Origin of the sequence: Gordonia bronchialis DSM 43247, from assembly GCF_000024785.1 — a bacterium.
Classification (GTDB): domain Bacteria; phylum Actinomycetota; class Actinomycetes; order Mycobacteriales; family Mycobacteriaceae; genus Gordonia; species Gordonia bronchialis.
Window position 1 is genome coordinate 3,426,343 of sequence record NC_013441.1, and the last position, 19,741, is coordinate 3,446,083.

Here is a 19,741-nt window from a genome sequence, read left to right on the forward strand (position 1 = left end):
TCGCGTGCACCATGCTCAACAACGCAGTGCGTCGCTGAGCACCCGCCGCGACGCCGCGTCGACCGCGAGACGGTAGGACCGGACGACGATGACGAACTGCACCGCGTACTGACACCAGAACCCGCGGGCGGGCGGCATCCAGCGGGCGGGTTCCCCATCGCTCTTGTCCTGGTTCGACTTCCCGTCGACCGCAACGAGATTGGCGGGATCGTTGGCGAAGTCCCGACGCAACTCCGGCGGCCATCCCCACGCTCCCATGTCCCAGGCGTAGGCGAGCGGGACGATGTGGTCGATCTGCACCGCCGCCGCGCCGCGATCCCGGCGGAAGACGATGAACTCGCCGGTATAGGGACTGTGCAGCTCACCGGCGAGGACGGCTCCCGCGCATGTCTTGGCGAGACCTGTTCGGGTGTCCCGCAGATCGCGGTTCAGGATGTCATTCCTCGTGTCACACCCGTTTCCCCCACCGGGCACACGGACATCGTCGGTCCACGCGGTACCGAAGGCGGAGCGCTCGTAATCGCCGCGATGCTCCCGGGTCGCGCGGACCGGGATGGACTCGATGGTGCCGAGCAGGTGGTGTGCCAGGGTCCGCACCCGCGGGTCGACGGTGTCGCCGCGGGTCGTGATGACACCGACCGCGACCACCAGTGCCGTGACGACGAACACCCCGAGAACGCACCATTGCCGGACCGTCCAGCCGAGTGTGCCGGAACGACGTCGCGTCTGTTGATGATCGCGCAGGGCGCGGCGCACACGCCGGAACATCGGTGGACGATCCATGTGATTTGGACGCAGCGCACTGTGTACGCGTTCCGTCTGCGTGAAACCCGTTGCCGCCGAACAGGATTCAGGACTTGTCGAGGTAGGCGATCTTCTGCGGGGCGAGGATCGCATCCACCAGGTCGGCGAGCGGCCGGTGCTCGATCAACGTGAGGTCACCACCAACCACCTCCTCGGCCAGATCCCGGGCGTCGGCGATCACGTCGGCGTCGTCGAGCAACGAGAGGAACCGCAGGGAGGTGGTCCCGCCGGACTGCAGCGACCCCAGGACGTCACCTTCGCGTCGCTGCTGAAGGTCGACGCGGGCAAGTTCGAAGCCGTCGTTGGAACCGGCCACCGCCGTGAGTCGCTGCATCGACTGGGACACCTGCGGCGCCGAGGTCATCAGCAGGCAGAGGCCGGCGTGTTTGCCACGGCCCACGCGACCCCGGAGCTGGTGCAATTGGCTCACGCCGAACCGCTCGGCATCGACGATGACCATCATCGTCGCGTTGGGCACGTCCACGCCCACCTCGATGACGGTGGTGGCCACCAGGATGTCGAGTTCGCCACGCCCGAAGGCGTCCATGACCTCGTTCTTCTCGTCCGCCGGCAACCGGCCGTGCAGCAGTCCGATGCGGTGGCCGCCGAGCGGACCGGCCAGCAGCGCCTCGTACTGGTCGAGCACCGAGATCGTCTTGAGCGCTTCGGGATTCTTGGCCGCGCCGGACTTTCCGCCACCGGTCTCGTCGTCACCGCCGATGCGAGAGCACACCACGTACACCTGACGTCCGGCGGCGATCTCCTCATCGGCGCGTGACCACACCCGCTCGACCCAGCGCTCGTTGCCCATCGGCACCACGTTGGTGGTGATGGGTTGTCGCCCCAGCGGCAATTCGCGCAACACCGACGTGTCGAGGTCGCCGAAGGCGGTCATCGCGACCGTACGCGGGATGGGTGTCGCGGTCATCACCAGGAAGTGCGGCATCACGCCGTCGCGTCCCCGACCACGCAGGACGTCGCGCTGCTCCACCCCGAATCGGTGCTGCTCGTCGACGACGACCATCCCGAGGTCGAAGAACTCGACATTCTCCTCGAGCAGCGCATGTGTTCCGACGACGATGCCCGCCGTTCCGGTCACCACATCGAGCAACGTCTGACGTTTGCCCTTCGTCTTCATCGAACCGGTGAGCAACGCGATGCTGGTGGCACCCTCGGCAGCCGAGAGCTCACCGGCCTCGGCAAGGTCGCCGAGCATCGTCCGCATCGTCCGATAATGCTGTGCGGCAAGTACTTCGGTGGGTGCGAGGATGGCGCACTGGTGTCCGTTGTCGACCACGCGGAGCATCGCGAGCAACGACACGAGGGTCTTGCCCGAGCCCACCTCACCCTGCAGCAGCCGGCTCATCGGACGGTTCTGTGCCAGATCCTCGCCGAGTTCACCGACCACCGTGCGCTGCCCGGCGGTCAATTCGAAGGGCAACCGCTGTGCCAGGCGGTCCTCGAGACCGCCCGGCACATGCGGGCAGGCGGCCGCGGACTCGTTGCGCCCGGCCAGTCGCCGTTGCGCCAGCACCGTCTGGATCGCCAGTGCCTCATCGAACTTCAGCCTCGCCGACGCCGCGGTGATGTCGTCGTCGGTCTCGGGCAGGTGGATCTTCTCGATCGCCTCGGCGGTGGTGATCAGTCCACGCCGGTTCCGGTCTGCCTCGCTCAGCGCATCGGCGGTCTGCGGCCGATGGGCCAGCACCCGTCGCACGGCACCCCAGATGTCCCAGGTCTGGATGTCGCGGGTGGCCGGGTACATCGGAATGATGGGCCGGTCGAACTGGGCCAGGAAATCGGCACCCGCACCATCCTGGTCATCGGTGAGTTCGGCTTCCACCGCGTACATCTCGGTCAGCATCGCCGAGCCGACGACACGGTCGACCTCCGGATCTCCGTCGGGCAGCACCATCCATTCCGGGTGCGACAGCTGGATCTGCTCGCGGAAGAATTTCACCGTGCCGGCCATCATCACGCGCGCACCGGGCTTCAGTTTGGTCCGGATGAACCGCGGATTGAAGAAAGTGGCCTCATAGGTACGCGCCTCATCGGTCACGGTGACCTTGAGGAAATGCCCGCTGCGCTTGCGCATCGGGATCATGTCGGCCTTGGTGATCCGGCCGACGATGGTGAGATACTCACCGGCCTCCGGCAATTCGGCCTCCGACACCTGCCCCTGACGCACGTATCGGCGGGGGGTGTAGTGCAGCAACTCCCCCACCGTCGCGACGCCGAGTGTGGCCAGCGCGGTGACGAGTTTGGCGTCGAGGACATCGGAGAGCGAATCAGACTGAGTGATCACCGGTTTCGCGCACCCGCCGTTCCGGTCCCCACGGTCACCGCGGTGAGAGTCACCGTCGCTGCCCGACTCATTCGACGCCCACCTCGATGAGATCACCGCACTGTCCGGTCTCGTACACGGCCAGCTCGATGCCGGGATGACTGCGCCGCATCTGCTCGGTGATGGCGTCGAGCGCGGCGGGATCCACCTCACCACCGGCGAGCACGGTCACCATCTCACCACCGGTGGCGAGCATCAGATCCACCAGCGCGGTGGCCGCGGCGGTTTGATCGGGGGCGACGACGAGGACGTCGGAACCGATCAGGCCGAGGACGTCACCGACGTCGCACATCCCGGCCAGGGTCATCATCTTCTGATCGGCCAGTTGGAGTGAACCCCAACGGGTTCCGGCTGCCGCCTCGGCCATGGCGTAGGCGTCGGCGTCGGCCTGCTCACCGGGATCGTGCACCGCCAGGGCGGCCAGGCACTGCACCATCGACGAGGTCGGCAGGGTGACGATGGACCGCTGCGGCGAGCGCACCTCGGTGGCCACCGTCACCAGTTCCTGAGATGCCAGCGCACCGTTGGCCATCACCACCACGTGGGCGCTGTCGGTACCGCGGATCGTGTCGGCGAGTTGCTCGGCGGTCAGTCCGTCGTCGGCGCGCAGCACGGTGGCACCCGCTTCGGCGAACAACTCGGCCGCGCCGTCGCCGGTCACCACGGCGACCACCGCCCGCTTGTACCGTGGCGGGGGTTCCACCGAATCCACGTGTGCGCGAATGGCATCGAGCGCAAAGCAGCTGATCCGGATGTCCGAGACCCGCCCGAGCGTGACCCCGGCCTCCACCGCCGCACCCGGATCACAGGTATGCACGTGAACCGAGAACCGTTCTCCGTCACCGCTGGAGCTGTCGCCGACGATGACCACCGCGTCCCCGACATCGTCGAGGAAGCGCCGCAGGTCGGCGATCCGCTCACCGACCGCGCCGTGCAACTGATACATGACCTCGAAGTCCATGTCGCTGCCGTCGGAGCAGGTCTCGCCCTCCGGATGCCCCGCCTGACCACCACCGGTGAGGAATCCGCGGTAGCGGCGTCGCCGATTGGACACCCCGGTCAGCACCGAGACCATCGCGTCGAGCAGGGCGAGGAAACCACGCCCGCCGGCATCGACGACGCCGGCACTGGCGAGCACCGGGAGTTGATCGGGGGTGCGTTCGAGCGCGTCGGCACACTCATCGGCGATCGCGCGGGCGAGGTCGCTGGCGGTGTCTGATTCGTGGTCGGCCGCCGCCGTGGCCGCGACCTTGATCAGGGTGAGCACCGTGCCCTCCTGCGGTTCGCTGACCGCCCGGGTGGCCGCCAGCGATCCGAGCCGCAGGCCCGAGGCCACCAGATTCTTGAAGGTCAGCTCCGGACCGTCGAGCAGTTCGGCCGCGTCCGCGAGTCCCACCAGGACCTGCGAGAGGATGATCCCGGAATTGCCACGCGCTCCGGCGACCGCACCGTCGGCCATCGCGCGTGCGACGTCGGCCACGCCGGCGTCCTGCGGAAGGGCGTCGGTTGCGTCGGCCGCCGCCGTCATGGTGAAGACCATGTTGCTACCGGTGTCGGAGTCGGGAATCGGGAAGACGTTGAGGTCGTTGATCTCGCCGCGCAGTGCCTCGAGGTTCTCCGCAGATGCGCGTGCCCAGTCGCGCAACACCTGTGGGTTCATGGTCCGGGCGATCACGCGTCCCCCTCTTCTGCTCGCCGCACCTCGGCTCTCGCGGGATGTGTTCGAGATTACTCGGACGGCCCGACACCGACGGGCCGCCGTGGCCCGGTCGCGCGGACCTCGTGCGCTGATTTGGTCACACCGGGTGGGCCCCGCTATTCTTGCAGGGTTGCCTGTCGGCGCATGCGCAAGCCACGTGCTGTGTCCGGCGCCCGGACGGGCTGACCACCAGACCATATTCATCTATCAAGGGAGTTCGACGATGGCTGCCGTTTGCGACATCTGCGGCAAGGGCCCGGGCTTCGGGAAGTCGGTTTCGCACTCGCACCGACGGACCAATCGCCGCTGGAACCCGAACATCCAATCGGTGCGCGTCGAGGTCGCCCCGGGCAACCGGAAGCGTAAGAACGTGTGCACCTCGTGCCTCAAGGCCGGTAAGACCGCGACCGTCTGAGTCGTCTCCGGACGAGAACGATCGTTCGGCGGCCAACGCCGCCACGAGACCCGACCCCGACCGAGCAATCGCTCGCCCCGGAGTCGGGTCTTTGTCGTGCACGGGCTAAGGTGACCGATCATGACCTCCACCACATCAGCCGCCGGTTCCCCGGCCACCACTGCCCCGGCCACCACTTCTCAGACCGGAGAATCCGACTCCCCGGTGCAGATTGCCGACGGCGTCCTGACCATCACTGTGTGCACGGCTGCCGCGGGTACCTCCCTCGCCGACGACGCACTGACGCTCGGCGCCGCGCGCCTGCGCGAGGTGGCTCGCGGTGAACTCGAGGTCGGCGCAGTTCTTCTCGTCGGCGCCGGGGCCAACTTCTGCGCGGGCGGCAATGTGCGCGCCTTCGCGGCCGCCGAACACCGGCCGACCTATGTGCGCGGCCTCGCCGACAATTTCCACACGATGGTGACCGCCCTCTACGAGGCCGATCGTCCGGTGGTGGCCGCGGTGAAGGGGTGGGCGGCCGGAGCGGGGATGTCATTGGTCCTGCACGCCGACGTCGCGATCGGCGGGACGTCGACCCGACTGCGGCCCGCCTACCGCGGAATCGGTCTGACGCCCGACGGCGGTCTCACCTGGACGCTGCCGCGTGCGGTGGGTGCCGCACGCGCCCGCAACATCATCCTCACCGATCGGGTCATCTCCGCGACCGAGGCCCTCGACTGGGGAATCCTGTCCGAACTCGTCGCCGACGACGAGGTGGACACCGCTGCCCGCGCCGCTGCCGCGACCATCGCCGCCGGGCCCTGGCACGCCGATCGCGGCGCTCGGCGCCTGCTGTCCGCCTCGCCCGAGCGCAGCCTCATCGAGCAACTCGCACTCGAGGCGGAGTCCATCGCGCTGCGCTCGGGCAGTCCGGAGGGTCGTGAAGGCGTGGACGCCTTCGTCGGCAAGCGGGCCGCCGACTGGGCGACCGGACGCAACGCCTGAGAACGCGTCGCGTCGTCAGTGCAGACGCCAGTCCACCGGATCGGCGCCGAGATCGGCGAGTTCCTCGTTGGCCCGGCTGAACGGACGCGACCCGAAGAAGCCCTTCGACGCCGACAACGGGGACGGGTGCGCCGACACGATCGCCGGCACATCGGGCATCAGCTTCTGCAGTTCGGCGGCATGCCGGCCCCAGAGGATGGCGACGAGTGGTTCATCCCGGGCGACGAGGGCGTTGATCGCGCACTCGGTGACCTGTTCCCAGCCCCGTCCGCGATGCGACGCCGGCTGCCCGGGCGTCACGGTCAGCACCCGATTGAGCAGCAGCACACCGGCATCGGCCCACGGCGTGAGATCGCCGGTGGAGGGTCGCGGGTAGCCGAGGTCGGCGCAGTACTCGGTGTAGATGTTGGCCAGCGACCGCGGTATCGGCGAGACGTCGGGGGCAACCGAAAAGCTCAGTCCCACAGCGTGCCCCGGCGTGGGATACGGGTCCTGGCCGACGATGAGCACGCGCACGTCGTCCAGTGGACGGGTGAAGCCCCGCAGTACGTGTTTGCCCGCGGGGAGATAGCCGCGGCCTGCCGCCGTCTCGGCCCGCAGAAACTGTCCGAGCTCGGTCACCGTCGGTTCCACGGGTGCGAGCGCGGCGGCCCACCCGGGATCGATGATCTCCGACAGCGGTCGCGGTCCGGCCGGCGTGCTCATCCGTCGATCCTGCGCAGGGCGCTGCGGTAGTGCTGTGCGTTCTGGAAGTACATCTCGCAGTTGAGATCCACGTGTCCGTCACTCACCTCGAAACCCTCCCGGATCTTCGCCGGGACGCCGAGCGCCATCCGCCGCGCGGGCACGGCGAACCGGAACGGCACCACCGCTCCCGCCCCGACGATCGCGCCGTCGCCGACCGTGGACCCGTTGAGCACCACCGAACCCGACGCGATCAGGCAGTTGTCCCCGATCGTGGCGCCTTCGATGTGGGCGTTGTGTCCCACCACGCAGCCGGCACCGATCACCGTCGGATCAACCGGGGTGCAGTGGATCACGGTGCCGTCCTGGATGTTCGTCCGGGCGCCGACGCTGATCGTTCCGTAGTCACCGCGCAGGACCGCACCGGGCCACACCGAGACCCCGTCGGCCAGGGTGACCGCGCCGATGACGACGGCGTCGGGATGGACGTAGGTGTCCGCGCCCAGCGTGGGCACGCGGTCATCGAGTGCATAGATCGCCATCCCACGATCTAATCACCCGGTGTGGTCCTGCACCTCCGGCCGGTCGTGTCGCCGGCAAATCCCTCCCAGCCGCGCAGCCGTGGACCGTCGGGTCCGTGCAGCGGACGCCCGTCGATCAGCACATCCCCACCTTGTTCGTCCCCTGCCGTGTTGTCCCCGCCCGGCAGAACCGCACCGATCACCGTCCACCCGTCGGGTACGTCCTCAGCGGCAAAGGCCCCGAGCAGTTCGTGGTCCTCCCCACCGGCGAGGACCCATTCGGCGACGTCGACGCCCCACTCGGCCGCGAGCGCGGTGACCCGGTCACTGCGTGGCACCCGGGAACTGTCCACCGACATCTGGGTTCCGGACGCCTGTGACATGGTGATCAGCTCTTCGACGAGGCCATCGGAGATGTCGGTCATCGCATGCGCGCCACGGGCCGCGGCAATCGGCCCCTGGGCCAGATCGGGAGTCGGAACTCGATGTGCGGCAACCAGATCCGGCCATCGCTCCACATCTGCCGGGCGATCCGACGACAGGACGGCCAGCCCCGCGGCACAGGCACCCAACCGGCCGCTGACCGCGAGGACGTCCCCCGGCCGCGCGCCGCCGAGCGCGACCGGTGCCCGGCCGTCCATCGCACCGACCGCGGTGACGCTCACCACCACCTGACCGGCGGCGACCAGGTCGCCACCGAGCAGCCGCGCCCCGAGCAGGTGGGTCGCGTCCACCATGCCGGCGTTCAGATCGAGCAGCGTCCCGACCGGCGTCGACGGCGGGGCCGCGATGGACACCACCACCCCGGTCGTGCGTCCGCCCATCGCGGCGATGTCGGCCGCGCTCTGCACGATGGCGCGCGCCCCCACATCCCGGGCGCGCGACCAGTCGAATCGGAAATGCCGGCCCTCCACCGCGGTGTCGGTGCTGATCACCGTCGCACCACGCGTGTCGACGACGGCGGCATCGTCCCCCGAGCCGATGACGATGTCGCGGGCCGGTCCCGCCGCGGATGCCTGCGCGGTGAAGGCGGCGATCATGGCGCGCTCGCCGATGGCACCGACCGTCGCCGACCGCAACGCGGGGTCGTCGATGTCACCGGCACCTGCCGTCATTTCTGTTCACCCGGTCTCTCTGAGTCGCGCGTGCAAGGGGTTGTCGGTGACAATGTGTGCCACAGTGTATTGGCTCCCGGTGTGCTGGCCCCTCGGTCACGTCCCGGCGGGGTCGGCATTGGCGCCGGGATCGACAACCCGGCGACGTGCCGTGACGGAGAGGATGGCCGTGGTTCAGGCATACATACTGATCCAGACCGAGGTCGGGAGGGCGGCGCTGGCCGCGGCGACCATCGCAGAGATCTCCGGGGTCGCCTCGTCCGAGGAGGTCAGCGGACCCTACGACGTGATCGTCCGCGTGGACGCCGCCGACGCCTCCCACCTCACCGACGATGTGCTCCCGCAGATCCAGAAGGTCGACGGGATCACCCGGACTCTCACCTGCCCGGTGGTGACCAGCACTCGCTGAACCGGCCGTCTGACATGCGCGGGTGGCGCCGATCGGCGGTGCGAACCCGGGCACTACCCTGGGTCGCGTGAGTTCAGCAGGTTCCGACGACAGCGCCGACGACGACCGGGCCACCGGCGACAGGGCCGACGCCAGTGCGTCGGACAAGACGACCACTGACGCAGCCGCATCCAAGGCGACCACATCCAGCCCAACGGCATCCGACGAATCTGTGGCCGACGAATCTGTGGCCGACGACAGCGCAGACCAGACCAGCACAGATCAAACGGCCCCCGTCGCCGCCGATCGGTACGGGTCGGGGCCTCGCCTGAGTCCCGCGCTGATCGCCACCCTGGTCACCATCCCGGTGATGGTGCTGGTGGGCTTCATCGCCTACGCCGCCCTGCGGTCCGACGATCAGAGCAGCACGCCGGTCGAGTCCTACCCCGTCGATGCTGCCGTTGCGCCGGCCTGCGAGAAGTTCCTCGCGGCGCTACCGACACACTTCGATGGCTTCGGCGACAAAGAGATTCGGGGCCAGAACGCGGTTTGGCCGGCCGCCGGTGACGGCGACGACCTGACCCTGCGGTGCGGGGTGACCCGACCGACCGACCTCGCGCCGACCAGCGGGTTGCAGGCGATCTATCCGCCCGGCTCCACCGGCAACGACGGCGTGCAGTGGTTCATCGTCGACTCCGTCGAGGGTGCGGGCGAATCGTATGTGGCGGTGGATCACCGGCCCTATGTCGCGCTGTGGGTTCCGCAGAATGCGGGCAACGGCCCCATCACCGACATCACCGGTGTGGTCTCGACGACGCTGCAACCCGCACCGCTGGAATTCGGGCCACGGCCCTCACGCTGATCGGTCAGTCGCGATAGATCTCGGGTTTGATGGTGCGACCCAACAGCGAACTGACCGCGTCGCTCACCGACAGTCCCGAGTGGCACACCTGGTGGACGGCGTCGGTGAGCGGCATGTCGACCTGATGCTTTTCCGCCAGGGCGCGCACGGAGGTACATGACTTGACGCCCTCGGCCACCTGGCCGTTGGCCGCCTCCTGTGCCTCCTCGAGTGTCGCCCCCTGCCCGAGGTGCGCCCCGAAGGTGCGGTTCCGTGACAGCGGCGACGAGCAGGTCGCCACCAGATCACCGATGCCGGCCAGTCCGGCCAGCGTCTCGATCTTGGCGCCGACCGCAACCGCGAGCCGGATGGTCTCCGCTAGACCGCGGGTGATGATGGTGGCCAGCGTGTTCTGCCCGAATCCCACGCCGCTGGCCATGCCGCAGGCCAGCGCGATGACGTTCTTGACCGCACCACCGATCTCGCAGCCGACCACATCGGTGTTCGAGTACGGCCGGAAATAGCCGGTGGCGAAACACGACTGGAGTTCCTTGGCACGGTCCTCGTCGGCGCACGCGATCACGGTGGCGGCGGGTTGCCCCTCGGCGATCTCGCGCGCCAGATTGGGTCCGGTCAGTACCGCCACCTGATCGGATCCGAAGCCGGTGACCTCGGCGATGACCTCGCTCATCCGCATCAGACTGGAGGTCTCCACACCCTTCGCGAGGGACACCAGCGTCGCGTCCGGGCGAAGGTGCGGGGTCCAGCGGGCGAGATTGTCCCGCAACGACTGTGACGGCACGGCGCACACCACGATGTCCGCCTCCGCGAGCAGCTCGGCATACGAGTTCGACGCGCGCAGTCCGGCCGGCAGCGTGATCCCGGACAGATAGTCGTTGTTGGTGTGCTCGGTGTTGATCTGGTCGGCCAACTCGGCGCGGCGCGCCCAGATCGTCGTCTCGGTTCCCGCATCTACCAGGACCTTTGCCGTGGCGGTGCCCCAGGAGCCCGCACCCATTACAACCGCACTCACAGCCGCGCCTCTCGCCCTTTGTCGGTGAACCAGTACTCGGTGACCGCAGTACTGGTGATCACACCCTAGTTTCCCGGATCGGATACCGGGGCGGTATCGCCCACCCGGCATGGCGCGCGCCATGCGCCCGTGTTCCATGATGGTGGGATGGAACATCCGGTCGTCCGCGCTCGCAGCGCTGACGAGTCGCCCCTCGTGCCGGGCACCGTCGCCGCGGTCCTCGCGGTCAAGCGTCTGCACGAGGCGAAATCCCGGCTCGCCGCGAGTCTCGGTCAGATTGCCGGGGGCGATGAGCTCGGCACGGCCCACCGGTCGCTGGTGCTGGCCATGCTGCTCGACACGATCGCGGCGTTGCGTGCGGCGGGGGTGGACCGGGTGATCGTGGTCAGCCCCGACGACGAGGTTCTGCAAGCCGCTCGCCGCGGCGGTGTCCACGGGTTGCCCGAGGCTCCGGCCGGGCCGGCCGAGTCACGAATCGCCGGACTGAACCGGGCGTTCGCCGACGGGGCCGAACTGGTCCGCCGGAACTGGCCGCCGTCTCACTGGGTGCTGCTCATCCAGGCCGATCTGCCGGCGGCCACTGGAGCGAGTGTCGGCGAGGTCATCACCGAGGCCGGCAGGCTCGTCGGCGACGGAATCGATCAAGTGATGCTCGCCGACCGCGAGGGTTCCGGCACCGTCCTGTTGCTGCGCCACGCATCGCTCACCGAGGTACCGCGCTTCGGCGTCGGGTCGGCCGCCGCGCATCGTCAGGCCGGGGCCGTCGAACTCGATCCGGAACGGACTCGCTGGCCGGATCTGCGGACCGACGTCGACACCTCCGACGACCTCGCCGCCGCCGCCGAACTCGGCCTCGGCGCGGACACCGCAGCCGTCCTCGCCCACCGGTGAGCGCTCGGGGTGTTCTCTGCGATCCGACCGGGCGATCCGACCGAGAGTGTCACCGATCCCCCGCATGAGTCATGATTGACGGGTGACTCCCGCCGACGACTCCGCTGCCTCTGATTCGGCCCCCGCTACGGCGGAGCCGCGACTGTCCACCCCTATCCCTGGTGCCCCGCCCGCCGCGACGCTGGTCCCCGACGAGTCGGCCGACCTGCCCGAGGACCGCTATCTCAATCGGGAACTGAGCTGGCTCGACTTCAATTCGCGTGTGCTCGCCCTGGCCGAGGACACCTCGATGCAACTCCTCGAACGCGCCAAGTTCCTCGCGATCTTCGCGTCGAACCTCGACGAGTTCTTCATGGTCCGGGTGGCCGGCCTCAAACGTCGCGACGAAACCGGGCTGTCGGTGCGCTCGGCCGACGGACTGTCCCCGCGTGAGCAGCTGCTGCGGATCGCCGGCCGCACCCAGACCATCGCCGACCGGCATGCCCGCGTGTTCATGGACTCGGTTCGTCCGGCGTTGGCGGAGAACAACATTCACGTCGTGTCCTGGTCTGATCTGAGCCCCGAGCAGCAGGACCGGATGGTGGAGTACTTCCACGAGCAGGTCTTCCCGGTCCTCACCCCCCTCGCCGTGGATCCGGCCCACCCCTTCCCCTACATCAGCGGTCTGTCACTCAATCTCGCGGTGACCGTGCGCGATGCGAGCGAGGCGGGTGAGCACTTCGCCCGGGTGAAGGTGCCCGACAACGTGAATCGTTTTGTCCGGGTCGACCAGCTACTGCCCCGGCCGACCGAAGCCGGCAACGAGCAGAATCGCAGCGCGGTCTTCCTGCCCATGGAGAACCTCATTGCGGCCAATCTGGACCATCTGTTCCCCGGCATGGAAATCGTTGAGCACCATGCCTTCCGGATCACCCGGAACGCCGACTTCGAAGTAGAGGAGGACCGCGACGAGGACCTGTTGCAGGCCCTCGAACGCGAACTTGCCCGACGCCGCTTCGGATCTCCGGTCCGGCTCGAGGTGGCCGACGACATGAGCGAGCACATGCTCGAACTGCTGCTGCGTGAGCTCGACGTGAATCCGGCCGATGTGATCCAGGTTCCGGGCCTGCTCGATCTGTCCTCGTTGTTCGAGATCTACGCGCTCGACCGTCCGCACCTCAAGGACCGGCCGTTCGTGCCGGCCACCCATCCCGCCTTCGGTGAGCGGGAGACTCCCAAGAGCGTGTTCTCGACGCTGCGCGAAGGTGATGTCCTGGTGCATCATCCCTATGACTCGTTCTCCACCAGCGTGCAGCGTTTCATCGAGCAGGCAGCCGCCGATCCACAGGTACTCGCGATCAAACAGACCCTGTATCGCACCTCCGGCGACTCCCCGATCGTCAACGCGCTCATCGACGCCGCCGAGGCGGGCAAGCAGGTTGTGGCACTCGTGGAGATCAAGGCGCGCTTCGACGAACAGGCGAACATCAAATGGGCGCGGCAGCTCGAGCAGGCGGGCGTCCACGTGGTCTACGGTCTCGTCGGCCTGAAGACGCACTGCAAGACCTGTCTGGTGGTGCGCCGCGAGGGATCGACGATCAAGCGTTACTGCCACATCGGAACCGGCAACTACAACCCGAAAACCGCGCGCCTGTACGAGGATGTGGGTCTGCTCACCGCCTCGCCCGACATCGGGTCCGACCTGACCGACCTCTTCAACACGCTCACCGGGTACTCGCGTAAGAAGGAGTACCGCAACATCCTCGTTGCGCCGCACGGCATCCGGGCGGGCATCATCAGCCGCATCAACCGCGAGATCGAACTCCACCGTGCGGGAGACACGTCCGCGCGGGTGCAGCTCAAGGCCAATGCGCTCGTCGACGAGCAGGTCATCGACGCGCTCTACCGTGCATCCCAGAGCGGTGTCCCAGTCGAGGTCGTGGTCCGCGGGATCTGTGCGTTGCGTCCGGGTATGGAGGGTGTCAGCGACAACATCGTGGTGCGTTCGATCCTCGGACAGTTCCTCGAGCACTCCCGCATCCTGCATTTCGGTGCGCAGAGCGAGTATTGGATCGGCAGTGCGGACATGATGCACCGCAATCTGGATCGCCGCGTGGAGGTCATGGTGCAGGTACGTGACCAGCGCCTGACCACCGAACTCGGCGAGATATTCGCCTCCGCTCTGGATCCACGGACCCGGTGCTGGGTCCTCAACTCCGACGGCAGCTGGGTGGCCTCGCCGGCCGCCGGTGAGGACGTGCGCGACCATCAGCGAGAGATGATGCGGCGCAACCGTCGCCGCGCCGATGTCGGATAGCGACGGTGACATAGTGATCGGGGACATCGCGATCGGGGACATCGTGATCGGGCACCTTCTCGTAACCTCGGCCCTCTAGAATCGCGCCCGATGTCCAAGCCAGAGAAAACCGTGTGGGCCGCAGGCGGCGTCCTGTGGCGACCGACCGCAGACGGCGTCGAGGTCGGGATCGTCCACCGGCCCCGCTATGACGACTGGACGCTGCCGAAGGGAAAGGGCGAGTCGGGCGAAACGCTCATCGACACCGCGGTACGCGAGATCGCCGAGGAGACCGGGTATTCGGTTCGACTGGGACGCCATCTACGCGACGTGAGCTACGACCTCGACCACGCGCGCAAGCATGTCCGGTACTGGTCGGCCCGGGCCGTCGGTGGTGAATTCGAAGCCAATCACGAGGTCGACGATCTCCGTTGGCTCGACGTGACCAAGGCACCCCAACATCTGAGTTACGCCCTGGACCGCAAGATACTGCGCGAGTTCACCCGGCTCCCAGCCGATCTGCACACGCTGCTGCTCGTCCGGCACGCCAAGGCGGGTCAGCGGTCGCGCTACCGTGGCGACGATCGGCTGCGTCCGCTCGACAAGGTGGGCACCGCGCAGGCCGAGGCGCTCGTGGGGTTGCTGCGCGCCTTCGGGGCACAGGTACTGCATGCCGCCGACCGTGTGCGGTGCCGACAGACCCTGGAACCGCTGGCCGCCGCGCTGCGGACCGACATCGAATCCGAGCCGGCCCTCTCCGAGGAGGCCTACCGCGCGGATCCGTCCGGTGCGCACAAGCGGATTCGGGAGATCGCCGCGGACAGCGGTTCCGTCCACGCGGTGTGCAGCCAGGGCAAGGTCATCCCGCCGCTGATGGACTGGTGGTCCGACCACGACGGGTTCCCTCTGCCCGCGGCACGCAATCGCAAGGGCAGCGTGTGGGTGCTCTCGGTGCACGACGGGACCGTCGTTGCCGCCGATCACATCGCGAGTGCGCTGCCCACGGTTCTCGTTCCCTGACACCGCGAACCGACACAGCCCGAATCACCACGGCGCCAATCACCAGCCCGTATCACCGCACCCCGAACACAGTTCAGCCCCCGGCGGGGGAAGGACGCCGGGGGCTGAACGGGATCGGAACTCAGCGGCGGGTGCGCTTGGCCGGAGCCTTCTTGGCCGCGGTCTTCTTGGCGGGAGCCGCCTTCTTGGCCGGAGCCTTCTTGGCTGCGGTGGCCTTCTTCGCCGCAGCCTTCTTGGCCGCGGTCTTCTTGGCCGGTGCCGCCTTCTTGGCTGCGGTGGTCTTGGCAGGAGCCTTCTTGGCCGCGGTCTTCTTGGCCGGAGCCGCCTTCTTGGCCGCGGTCTTCTTGGCCGGAGCCGCCTTCTTCGCCGGAGCGGAGGTGGCGCCGCTGCCCCGCTTCACCGCGGGACCGGTGGCGGCGAGCTTCTGCTTGCCGGCCACGACGGCCTTGAACTGTGCGCCCGGACGGAACGCCGGAACCGATGTGGCGCGGACCTTCACGGTCTCACCGGTACGCGGGTTGCGTGCCACGCGCGGTGCGCGACGACGCTTCTCGAAGACGCCGAACCCGGTGATCGTCACGCTCTCACCCTTGTTCACCGCCCGCACGATCGTGTCGACGATCAGCTCGACTGCCTCGGTCGCAGTCTTGCGATCCGCGTCGAGCTTCTTGGTCAGCTCATCGATGAGCTCTGCCTTGTTCATTGATTACCTCCGCAAGCTGTTCTGACCACGCTTTTCTGGCCAGCTACCACCACACGGTAAACGTCGAATTCGAAAACGTCCATCTTCCACGCCAATTAGACGGTCGTGTTGCGAAATCTGTAGTGGAATCCACCATCTCCTCGAGACAGTGGCGCGGGGTGTCCGGGCGGCCGCGGCTCAGGCCGGCAACGTCACCGGTTTCCAGGCGGGCCGCTGCGACTCGTACGCAGAAATCGCCTCTACCTGGCGCAATGTCAGCCCGATGTCGTCGAGACCCTCCAGCAGACGCCACCTCGTGTAGTCATCAATTGCCAACGGCACCACGAGGTCTGCGGCCGTGACGGTCTTATCCACAAGGCTCACCGTGACTTCCAGCCCCGGCTGCTCCTCGAGTCGCTTCCAGAGCAGTTCGACGTCGGACTGCTCCACCTGCGCGGCCACCAGACCCGCCTTCCCGGCGTTGCCGCGGAAGATGTCGGCGAAGCGCGAGGAGATGACGACCCGAAAGCCGAAGTCCGACAGCGCCCAGACGGCATGTTCGCGTGACGACCCGGTTCCGAAGTCAGGGCCGGCCACCAGGACCGAGCCGCGCCGCCACGGTTCGTTGTTGAGGATGAAGTCCGGATCGGCACGCCATCCGGCGAAGAGTCCGTCCTCAAAACCGGTGCGCGTCACGCGCTTCAGGTAGACGGCCGGGATGATCTGGTCGGTGTCGACGTTGCTGCGGCGCAGCGGGACGCCGATTCCGGTGTGTTCGGTGAATGGTTGCATCAGTGGACCTTCGGGGTTTCGGTGAGGGACGGGTCAGCGGACGATCTGCGTCGGTTCACAGATCGTCGGGTGAGGACAGGGTGCCGCGGACCGCAGTGGCGGCGGCCACCGCCGGCGAGACGAGGTGCGTTCGCCCACCTTTGCCCTGTCGCCCTTCGAAGTTGCGGTTGGAGGTGGAGGCGCATCGTTCCCCCGGCGACAGCTGGTCGGGGTTCATGCCCAGGCACATCGAGCAACCGGCCTGACGCCACTCGGCGCCCGCGTGCTCGAAGATGTCGCCGAGTCCCTCGTCCTCCGCCTGAGCCCGCACACGCATCGATCCCGGAACGATCAGCATCCGCATGCCCTCGGCCACCTTGCGGCCCTTGAGGATCTCGGCGACGGCGCGCAGATCCTCGATACGACCGTTGGTACAAGAACCGACGAAGACGGTGTCGACCTTGATGTCGCGCAGCGGCATCCCGGGGGTGAGATCCATGTACTCCAACGCCTTCGAGGCGGCGGTGGACGCGTTCTCGTCACCCATGTCCGCCGGGTCGGGCACCACCGCGCCGAGTGGCGCACCCTGGCCGGGGTTGGTTCCCCAGGTGACGAACGGCGTCAGCGCGGACGCATCGATGTGCACCTCGGCGTCGAACTCGGCTCCCGGATCGGTGCGCAGGCTGTCCCAATACTGCACTGCGGCATCCCAATCGGCCCCCGTCGGAGCGTTGGGGCGACCCTTCAGGAAGTCATAGGTGACCTGATCGGGCGCGATCATCCCGGCACGTGCCCCGGCCTCGATCGACATGTTGCAGATGGTCATTCGCGCTTCCATCGAGAGCTTCTCGATGGCCGGACCGCGGTACTCGAGGACATAACCCTGCCCGCCACCGGTCCCGATCTTGGCGATGACGGCCAGGATCAGGTCCTTGCTCGTGACACCGGAGGGCAGTTCGCCGTCGACGGTGATGGCCATCGTCTTGAACGGGCGCAACGAAAGCGTCTGCGTCGCCAGGACGTGTTCGACCTCGGAGGTGCCGATACCCATCGCCAGCGCGCCGAAGGCGCCGTGCGTGGAGGTGTGGCTGTCACCGCACACGACCGTCATGCCCGGCTGGGTGAGACCGAGCTGCGGACCCACCACGTGCACGATGCCCTGCTCGGCATCACCCATGGGGTGCAGCCGGATTCCGAACTCCGCGCAGTTGCGACGCAAGGTCTCGACCTGTGTGCGCGACACCTCGTCGGCGATCGGTGAGAAGATGTCGAGGGTCGGGACGTTGTGGTCCTCGGTGGCAATCGTCAGATCCGGGCGGCGGACCGGCCGGCCCGCGAGGCGCAGGCCCTCGAATGCCTGCGGACTGGTGACCTCGTGCACGAGATGGAGATCGATGTAGATGAGGTCGGGGTTCTGCGCGCCGGAGGCGTCGGCCTCACCGGGCACCACGACGTGGTCCTCCCACACCTTCTCGGCAAGAGTCCGTGGCTTTGCTGTGCTGTTACTCATGGCTGCACTCGTCTGTCTCGTGAATTTCCGGCTTCTCGTCAATCGCGGGGCTGTCCACGATTGCCGGTCGATCTTCCCATCCGGACCCGATCGGCAGCAAAAGTGTGCATCTCAGTATTTGGATTGCTAGTATCGACCTATGGGAAATGATAGCGCATCCGTGGTCAGCAGCGGAATCGGTGTGCTCGACAAATCGGTCGCCGTTCTGCACGCGATCGCAGCCGCGCCACGCAATCTCACCGAGTTGTGTGCCCATACCGGTCTGCCCCGGGCAACCGCGCACCGTCTCGCTGTCGGGCTCGAGACCCACCGGCTGCTCGCACGCGACGCCACCGGACGCTGGCAGCCGGGGCCGGCTCTCGGTGAACTCGCCGCGTCCGCGCACGATCCCGTGACCGAAGCGGCGCTGATGGTGTTGCCGCGTCTGCGCGACATCACCGGAGAATCAGTGCAGGTGTACCGGCGCGAGGGCGCCGAGCGGGTCTGCGTGGCCGCGATGGAACCACCCACCGGGCTGCGCGACACGGTGCCGGTGGGCACCCGCTTCCCGATGAGTGCGGGCTCGGCGGCCAAGGTCCTGCTCGCCTGGACCGATCCGCCGACCCAGCGAGCCCTGTTGCACGACAGCGTGTTCAGCGAACGCGCCCTGCATGAGATCCGTCGTCGGGGCTGGGCGCAGAGCGCAGGCGAACGTGCCGCTGGGGTTGCCAGCGTGTCGGCACCCGTGCGCGACGCCAACGGTGACGTGGTCGCGGCGATCTCGGTGTCGGGCCCCATCGACCGGATGGGCCGGCGCCCCGGCGCGCGGTGGGCCGCCGATCTGCTGGCCGCCGCCGACGCAATCCACAAGCGGCTGCGGAGTTCTCGGGCCTGACCGGGGTGTGCCAGGTCACTGGTCTTTCGATAACGTCACGACATGGGAGTCAATCAGCGCAGCCAGATCGTCATGTCCGAAGCCGAGATCACCGAGTTCGTCGAGCGCAGCCGGACCGCCACGCTCGCCACCACCGGACGCGACGGCGGAATCCACCTGGTCGCCATGTGGTACGGGATCATCGACGGCGAGATCTGGTTCGAGACCAAGGCTAAATCACAGAAGGCGGTCAATCTCCGGCGCAACGCCCGATGCTCGATCCTCATCGAGGACGGTGACACCTATGACACCCTGCGCGGCGTCGCCATCGAGGGCACGGCCGAGATCCTCGACGATCCCGACTCCTGCCTCAAGGTGGGGATCAGCGTGTGGGAGCGCTACACCGCCCCCTACACCGAGGAATCCAAACCGTTCGTCGAGCAGATGATGCACAAACGCGTCGCGGTGCGGGTGGTGCCGTCACGGACCCGCTCGTGGGATCACCGCAAGCTGGGTATCCCGGAGATGCCGGTGGCCGGTTCCACCGCCGAGTACCTCGGCTGAGTTCGGGGTCGACGACCGAACGCGAAGCGCCCTCCCCGATCATCTCGGAGAGGGCGCTTCATGTTGTAGCCCCGACGGGATTCGAACCCGCGCTACCGCCTTGAGAGGGCGGCGTCCTAGGCCGCTAGACGACGGGGCCAAGGAACTTTCGTTCTTGTGAACTGCTGTGCGATGAGACCTTACCCGGTGCTCACCGCGTGTAGTTCGCTGGGGTACCAGGACTCGAACCTAGAATGGCTGAACCAGAATCAGCTGTGTTGCCAATTACACCATACCCCAAGGTTTTGACCTCTTCCTCGCCGGAATCGGCCGAGAGGTAGAGTATCAAACCGTTGCCGGAACTCCACAAA

At 67.6% G+C, this 19,741-nt stretch carries 19 protein-coding genes and 2 tRNA genes; 9 read left to right on the plus strand and 12 right to left on the minus strand.

Annotation, left to right across the window (positions count from 1 at the left end):
- Positions 1 to 15: 15 nt before the first annotated feature.
- The 3 genes from GBRO_RS15905 to GBRO_RS15915 all read right to left on the minus strand — a co-directional run bounded on the left by GBRO_RS15905 (position 16) and on the right by GBRO_RS15915 (position 4,808).
- A complete protein-coding gene (locus GBRO_RS15905; RefSeq protein ID WP_012834920.1) occupies positions 16 to 768 on the minus strand; it encodes an HNH endonuclease family protein in 753 nt (250 codons plus the stop codon).
- Positions 769 to 850: 82 nt separating this feature from the next.
- A complete protein-coding gene (recG, locus tag GBRO_RS15910; RefSeq protein WP_012834921.1) occupies positions 851 to 3,109 on the minus strand; it encodes an ATP-dependent DNA helicase RecG in 2,259 nt (752 codons plus the stop codon).
- Between the two features lie 67 nt (positions 3,110 to 3,176).
- Positions 3,177 to 4,808, minus strand: coding sequence for a DAK2 domain-containing protein (locus GBRO_RS15915; RefSeq protein WP_172491694.1), 1,632 nt, complete (start codon positions 4,806 to 4,808; stop codon positions 3,177 to 3,179).
- A gap of 262 nt (positions 4,809 to 5,070) precedes the next feature.
- Between GBRO_RS15915 and rpmB the strand changes: the two genes are divergently transcribed.
- Complete coding sequence (rpmB, locus tag GBRO_RS15920; RefSeq protein WP_012834923.1) at positions 5,071 to 5,262, plus strand: 50S ribosomal protein L28; 192 nt, start codon at positions 5,071 to 5,073, stop codon at positions 5,260 to 5,262.
- A gap of 120 nt (positions 5,263 to 5,382) precedes the next feature.
- Positions 5,383 to 6,243, plus strand: coding sequence for an enoyl-CoA hydratase/isomerase family protein (locus GBRO_RS15925; RefSeq protein ID WP_012834924.1), 861 nt, complete (start codon positions 5,383 to 5,385; stop codon positions 6,241 to 6,243).
- Positions 6,244 to 6,258: 15 nt separating this feature from the next.
- On the opposite strand, the gene GBRO_RS15930 is transcribed toward GBRO_RS15925, so the two are convergent.
- The 3 genes from GBRO_RS15930 to thiL are packed head-to-tail and all read right to left on the minus strand — an operon-like array spanning position 6,259 to position 8,563.
- Entirely contained in the window at positions 6,259 to 6,948 is a 690-nt protein-coding gene (locus GBRO_RS15930; RefSeq protein ID WP_012834925.1) for a uracil-DNA glycosylase, read from the minus strand.
- Positions 6,945 to 7,469, minus strand: coding sequence for a gamma carbonic anhydrase family protein (locus GBRO_RS15935; RefSeq protein WP_012834926.1), 525 nt, complete (start codon positions 7,467 to 7,469; stop codon positions 6,945 to 6,947). Before GBRO_RS15935 ends, GBRO_RS15930 begins: the two co-directional genes overlap by 4 nt.
- A gap of 8 nt (positions 7,470 to 7,477) precedes the next feature.
- On the minus strand, positions 7,478 to 8,563 hold the full coding sequence (thiL, locus tag GBRO_RS15940; RefSeq protein ID WP_012834927.1) for a thiamine-phosphate kinase: 1,086 nt from the start codon (positions 8,561 to 8,563) through the stop codon (positions 7,478 to 7,480).
- A gap of 163 nt (positions 8,564 to 8,726) precedes the next feature.
- Here thiL and GBRO_RS15945 point away from each other — a divergent pair, with 163 nt between their 5' ends.
- The gene (locus GBRO_RS15945; RefSeq protein WP_041919939.1) at positions 8,727 to 8,972 is read left to right on the plus strand and encodes an Lrp/AsnC ligand binding domain-containing protein; all 246 of its coding nucleotides are present in this window, start codon (positions 8,727 to 8,729) and stop codon (positions 8,970 to 8,972) included.
- Between the two features lie 211 nt (positions 8,973 to 9,183).
- A complete protein-coding gene (locus tag GBRO_RS15950) occupies positions 9,184 to 9,813 on the plus strand; it encodes a DUF3515 domain-containing protein (RefSeq protein ID WP_012834929.1) in 630 nt (209 codons plus the stop codon).
- A gap of 4 nt (positions 9,814 to 9,817) precedes the next feature.
- Here GBRO_RS15950 and GBRO_RS15955 read toward each other — a convergent pair whose 3' ends face one another.
- Positions 9,818 to 10,825 carry an NAD(P)H-dependent glycerol-3-phosphate dehydrogenase gene (locus GBRO_RS15955; RefSeq protein WP_041919940.1) on the minus strand — a complete coding sequence of 336 codons (1,008 nt, stop codon included), beginning with the start codon at positions 10,823 to 10,825 and terminating at the stop codon, positions 9,818 to 9,820.
- A 147-nt stretch (positions 10,826 to 10,972) separates the two neighbouring features.
- On the opposite strand from GBRO_RS15955, the gene cofC reads away from it, so the two are divergent.
- From cofC to GBRO_RS15970, 3 genes are all read left to right on the plus strand, one after another.
- Complete coding sequence (cofC, locus tag GBRO_RS15960; RefSeq protein WP_012834931.1) at positions 10,973 to 11,716, plus strand: 2-phospho-L-lactate guanylyltransferase; 744 nt, start codon at positions 10,973 to 10,975, stop codon at positions 11,714 to 11,716.
- Positions 11,717 to 11,798: 82 nt separating this feature from the next.
- Positions 11,799 to 14,012: an RNA degradosome polyphosphate kinase gene (locus tag GBRO_RS15965; protein ID WP_012834932.1), complete on the plus strand. Its 2,214-nt coding sequence runs from the start codon at positions 11,799 to 11,801 to the stop codon at positions 14,010 to 14,012.
- 90 nt (positions 14,013 to 14,102) lie between these two features.
- Positions 14,103 to 15,011 carry an NUDIX hydrolase gene (locus GBRO_RS15970; RefSeq protein WP_012834933.1) on the plus strand — a complete coding sequence of 303 codons (909 nt, stop codon included), beginning with the start codon at positions 14,103 to 14,105 and terminating at the stop codon, positions 15,009 to 15,011.
- A 121-nt stretch (positions 15,012 to 15,132) separates the two neighbouring features.
- Here GBRO_RS15970 and GBRO_RS15975 read toward each other — a convergent pair whose 3' ends face one another.
- The 3 genes from GBRO_RS15975 to leuC form a co-directional block, all read right to left on the minus strand.
- Entirely contained in the window at positions 15,133 to 15,714 is a 582-nt protein-coding gene (locus GBRO_RS15975; protein ID WP_012834934.1) for an HU family DNA-binding protein, read from the minus strand.
- A gap of 177 nt (positions 15,715 to 15,891) precedes the next feature.
- Positions 15,892 to 16,485: a 3-isopropylmalate dehydratase small subunit gene (gene leuD, locus GBRO_RS15980; RefSeq protein WP_012834935.1), complete on the minus strand. Its 594-nt coding sequence runs from the start codon at positions 16,483 to 16,485 to the stop codon at positions 15,892 to 15,894.
- Between the two features lie 55 nt (positions 16,486 to 16,540).
- Positions 16,541 to 17,974: a 3-isopropylmalate dehydratase large subunit gene (leuC, locus tag GBRO_RS15985; protein WP_012834936.1), complete on the minus strand. Its 1,434-nt coding sequence runs from the start codon at positions 17,972 to 17,974 to the stop codon at positions 16,541 to 16,543.
- Between the two features lie 139 nt (positions 17,975 to 18,113).
- Here leuC and GBRO_RS15990 point away from each other — a divergent pair, with 139 nt between their 5' ends.
- Together GBRO_RS15990 and GBRO_RS15995 are read left to right on the plus strand one after the other, a co-directional pair.
- A complete protein-coding gene (locus GBRO_RS15990; RefSeq protein ID WP_012834937.1) occupies positions 18,114 to 18,848 on the plus strand; it encodes an IclR family transcriptional regulator in 735 nt (244 codons plus the stop codon).
- A gap of 42 nt (positions 18,849 to 18,890) precedes the next feature.
- The gene (locus GBRO_RS15995; RefSeq protein WP_012834938.1) at positions 18,891 to 19,391 is read left to right on the plus strand and encodes a PPOX class F420-dependent oxidoreductase; all 501 of its coding nucleotides are present in this window, start codon (positions 18,891 to 18,893) and stop codon (positions 19,389 to 19,391) included.
- A gap of 66 nt (positions 19,392 to 19,457) precedes the next feature.
- Here GBRO_RS15995 and GBRO_RS16000 read toward each other — a convergent pair.
- Together GBRO_RS16000 and GBRO_RS16005 are read right to left on the minus strand one after the other, a co-directional pair.
- Positions 19,458 to 19,530: transfer RNA gene (locus GBRO_RS16000), tRNA-Glu, on the minus strand.
- 68 nt (positions 19,531 to 19,598) lie between these two features.
- Positions 19,599 to 19,670, minus strand: a tRNA-Gln gene (locus tag GBRO_RS16005).
- Positions 19,671 to 19,741: the final 71 nt, after the last annotated feature.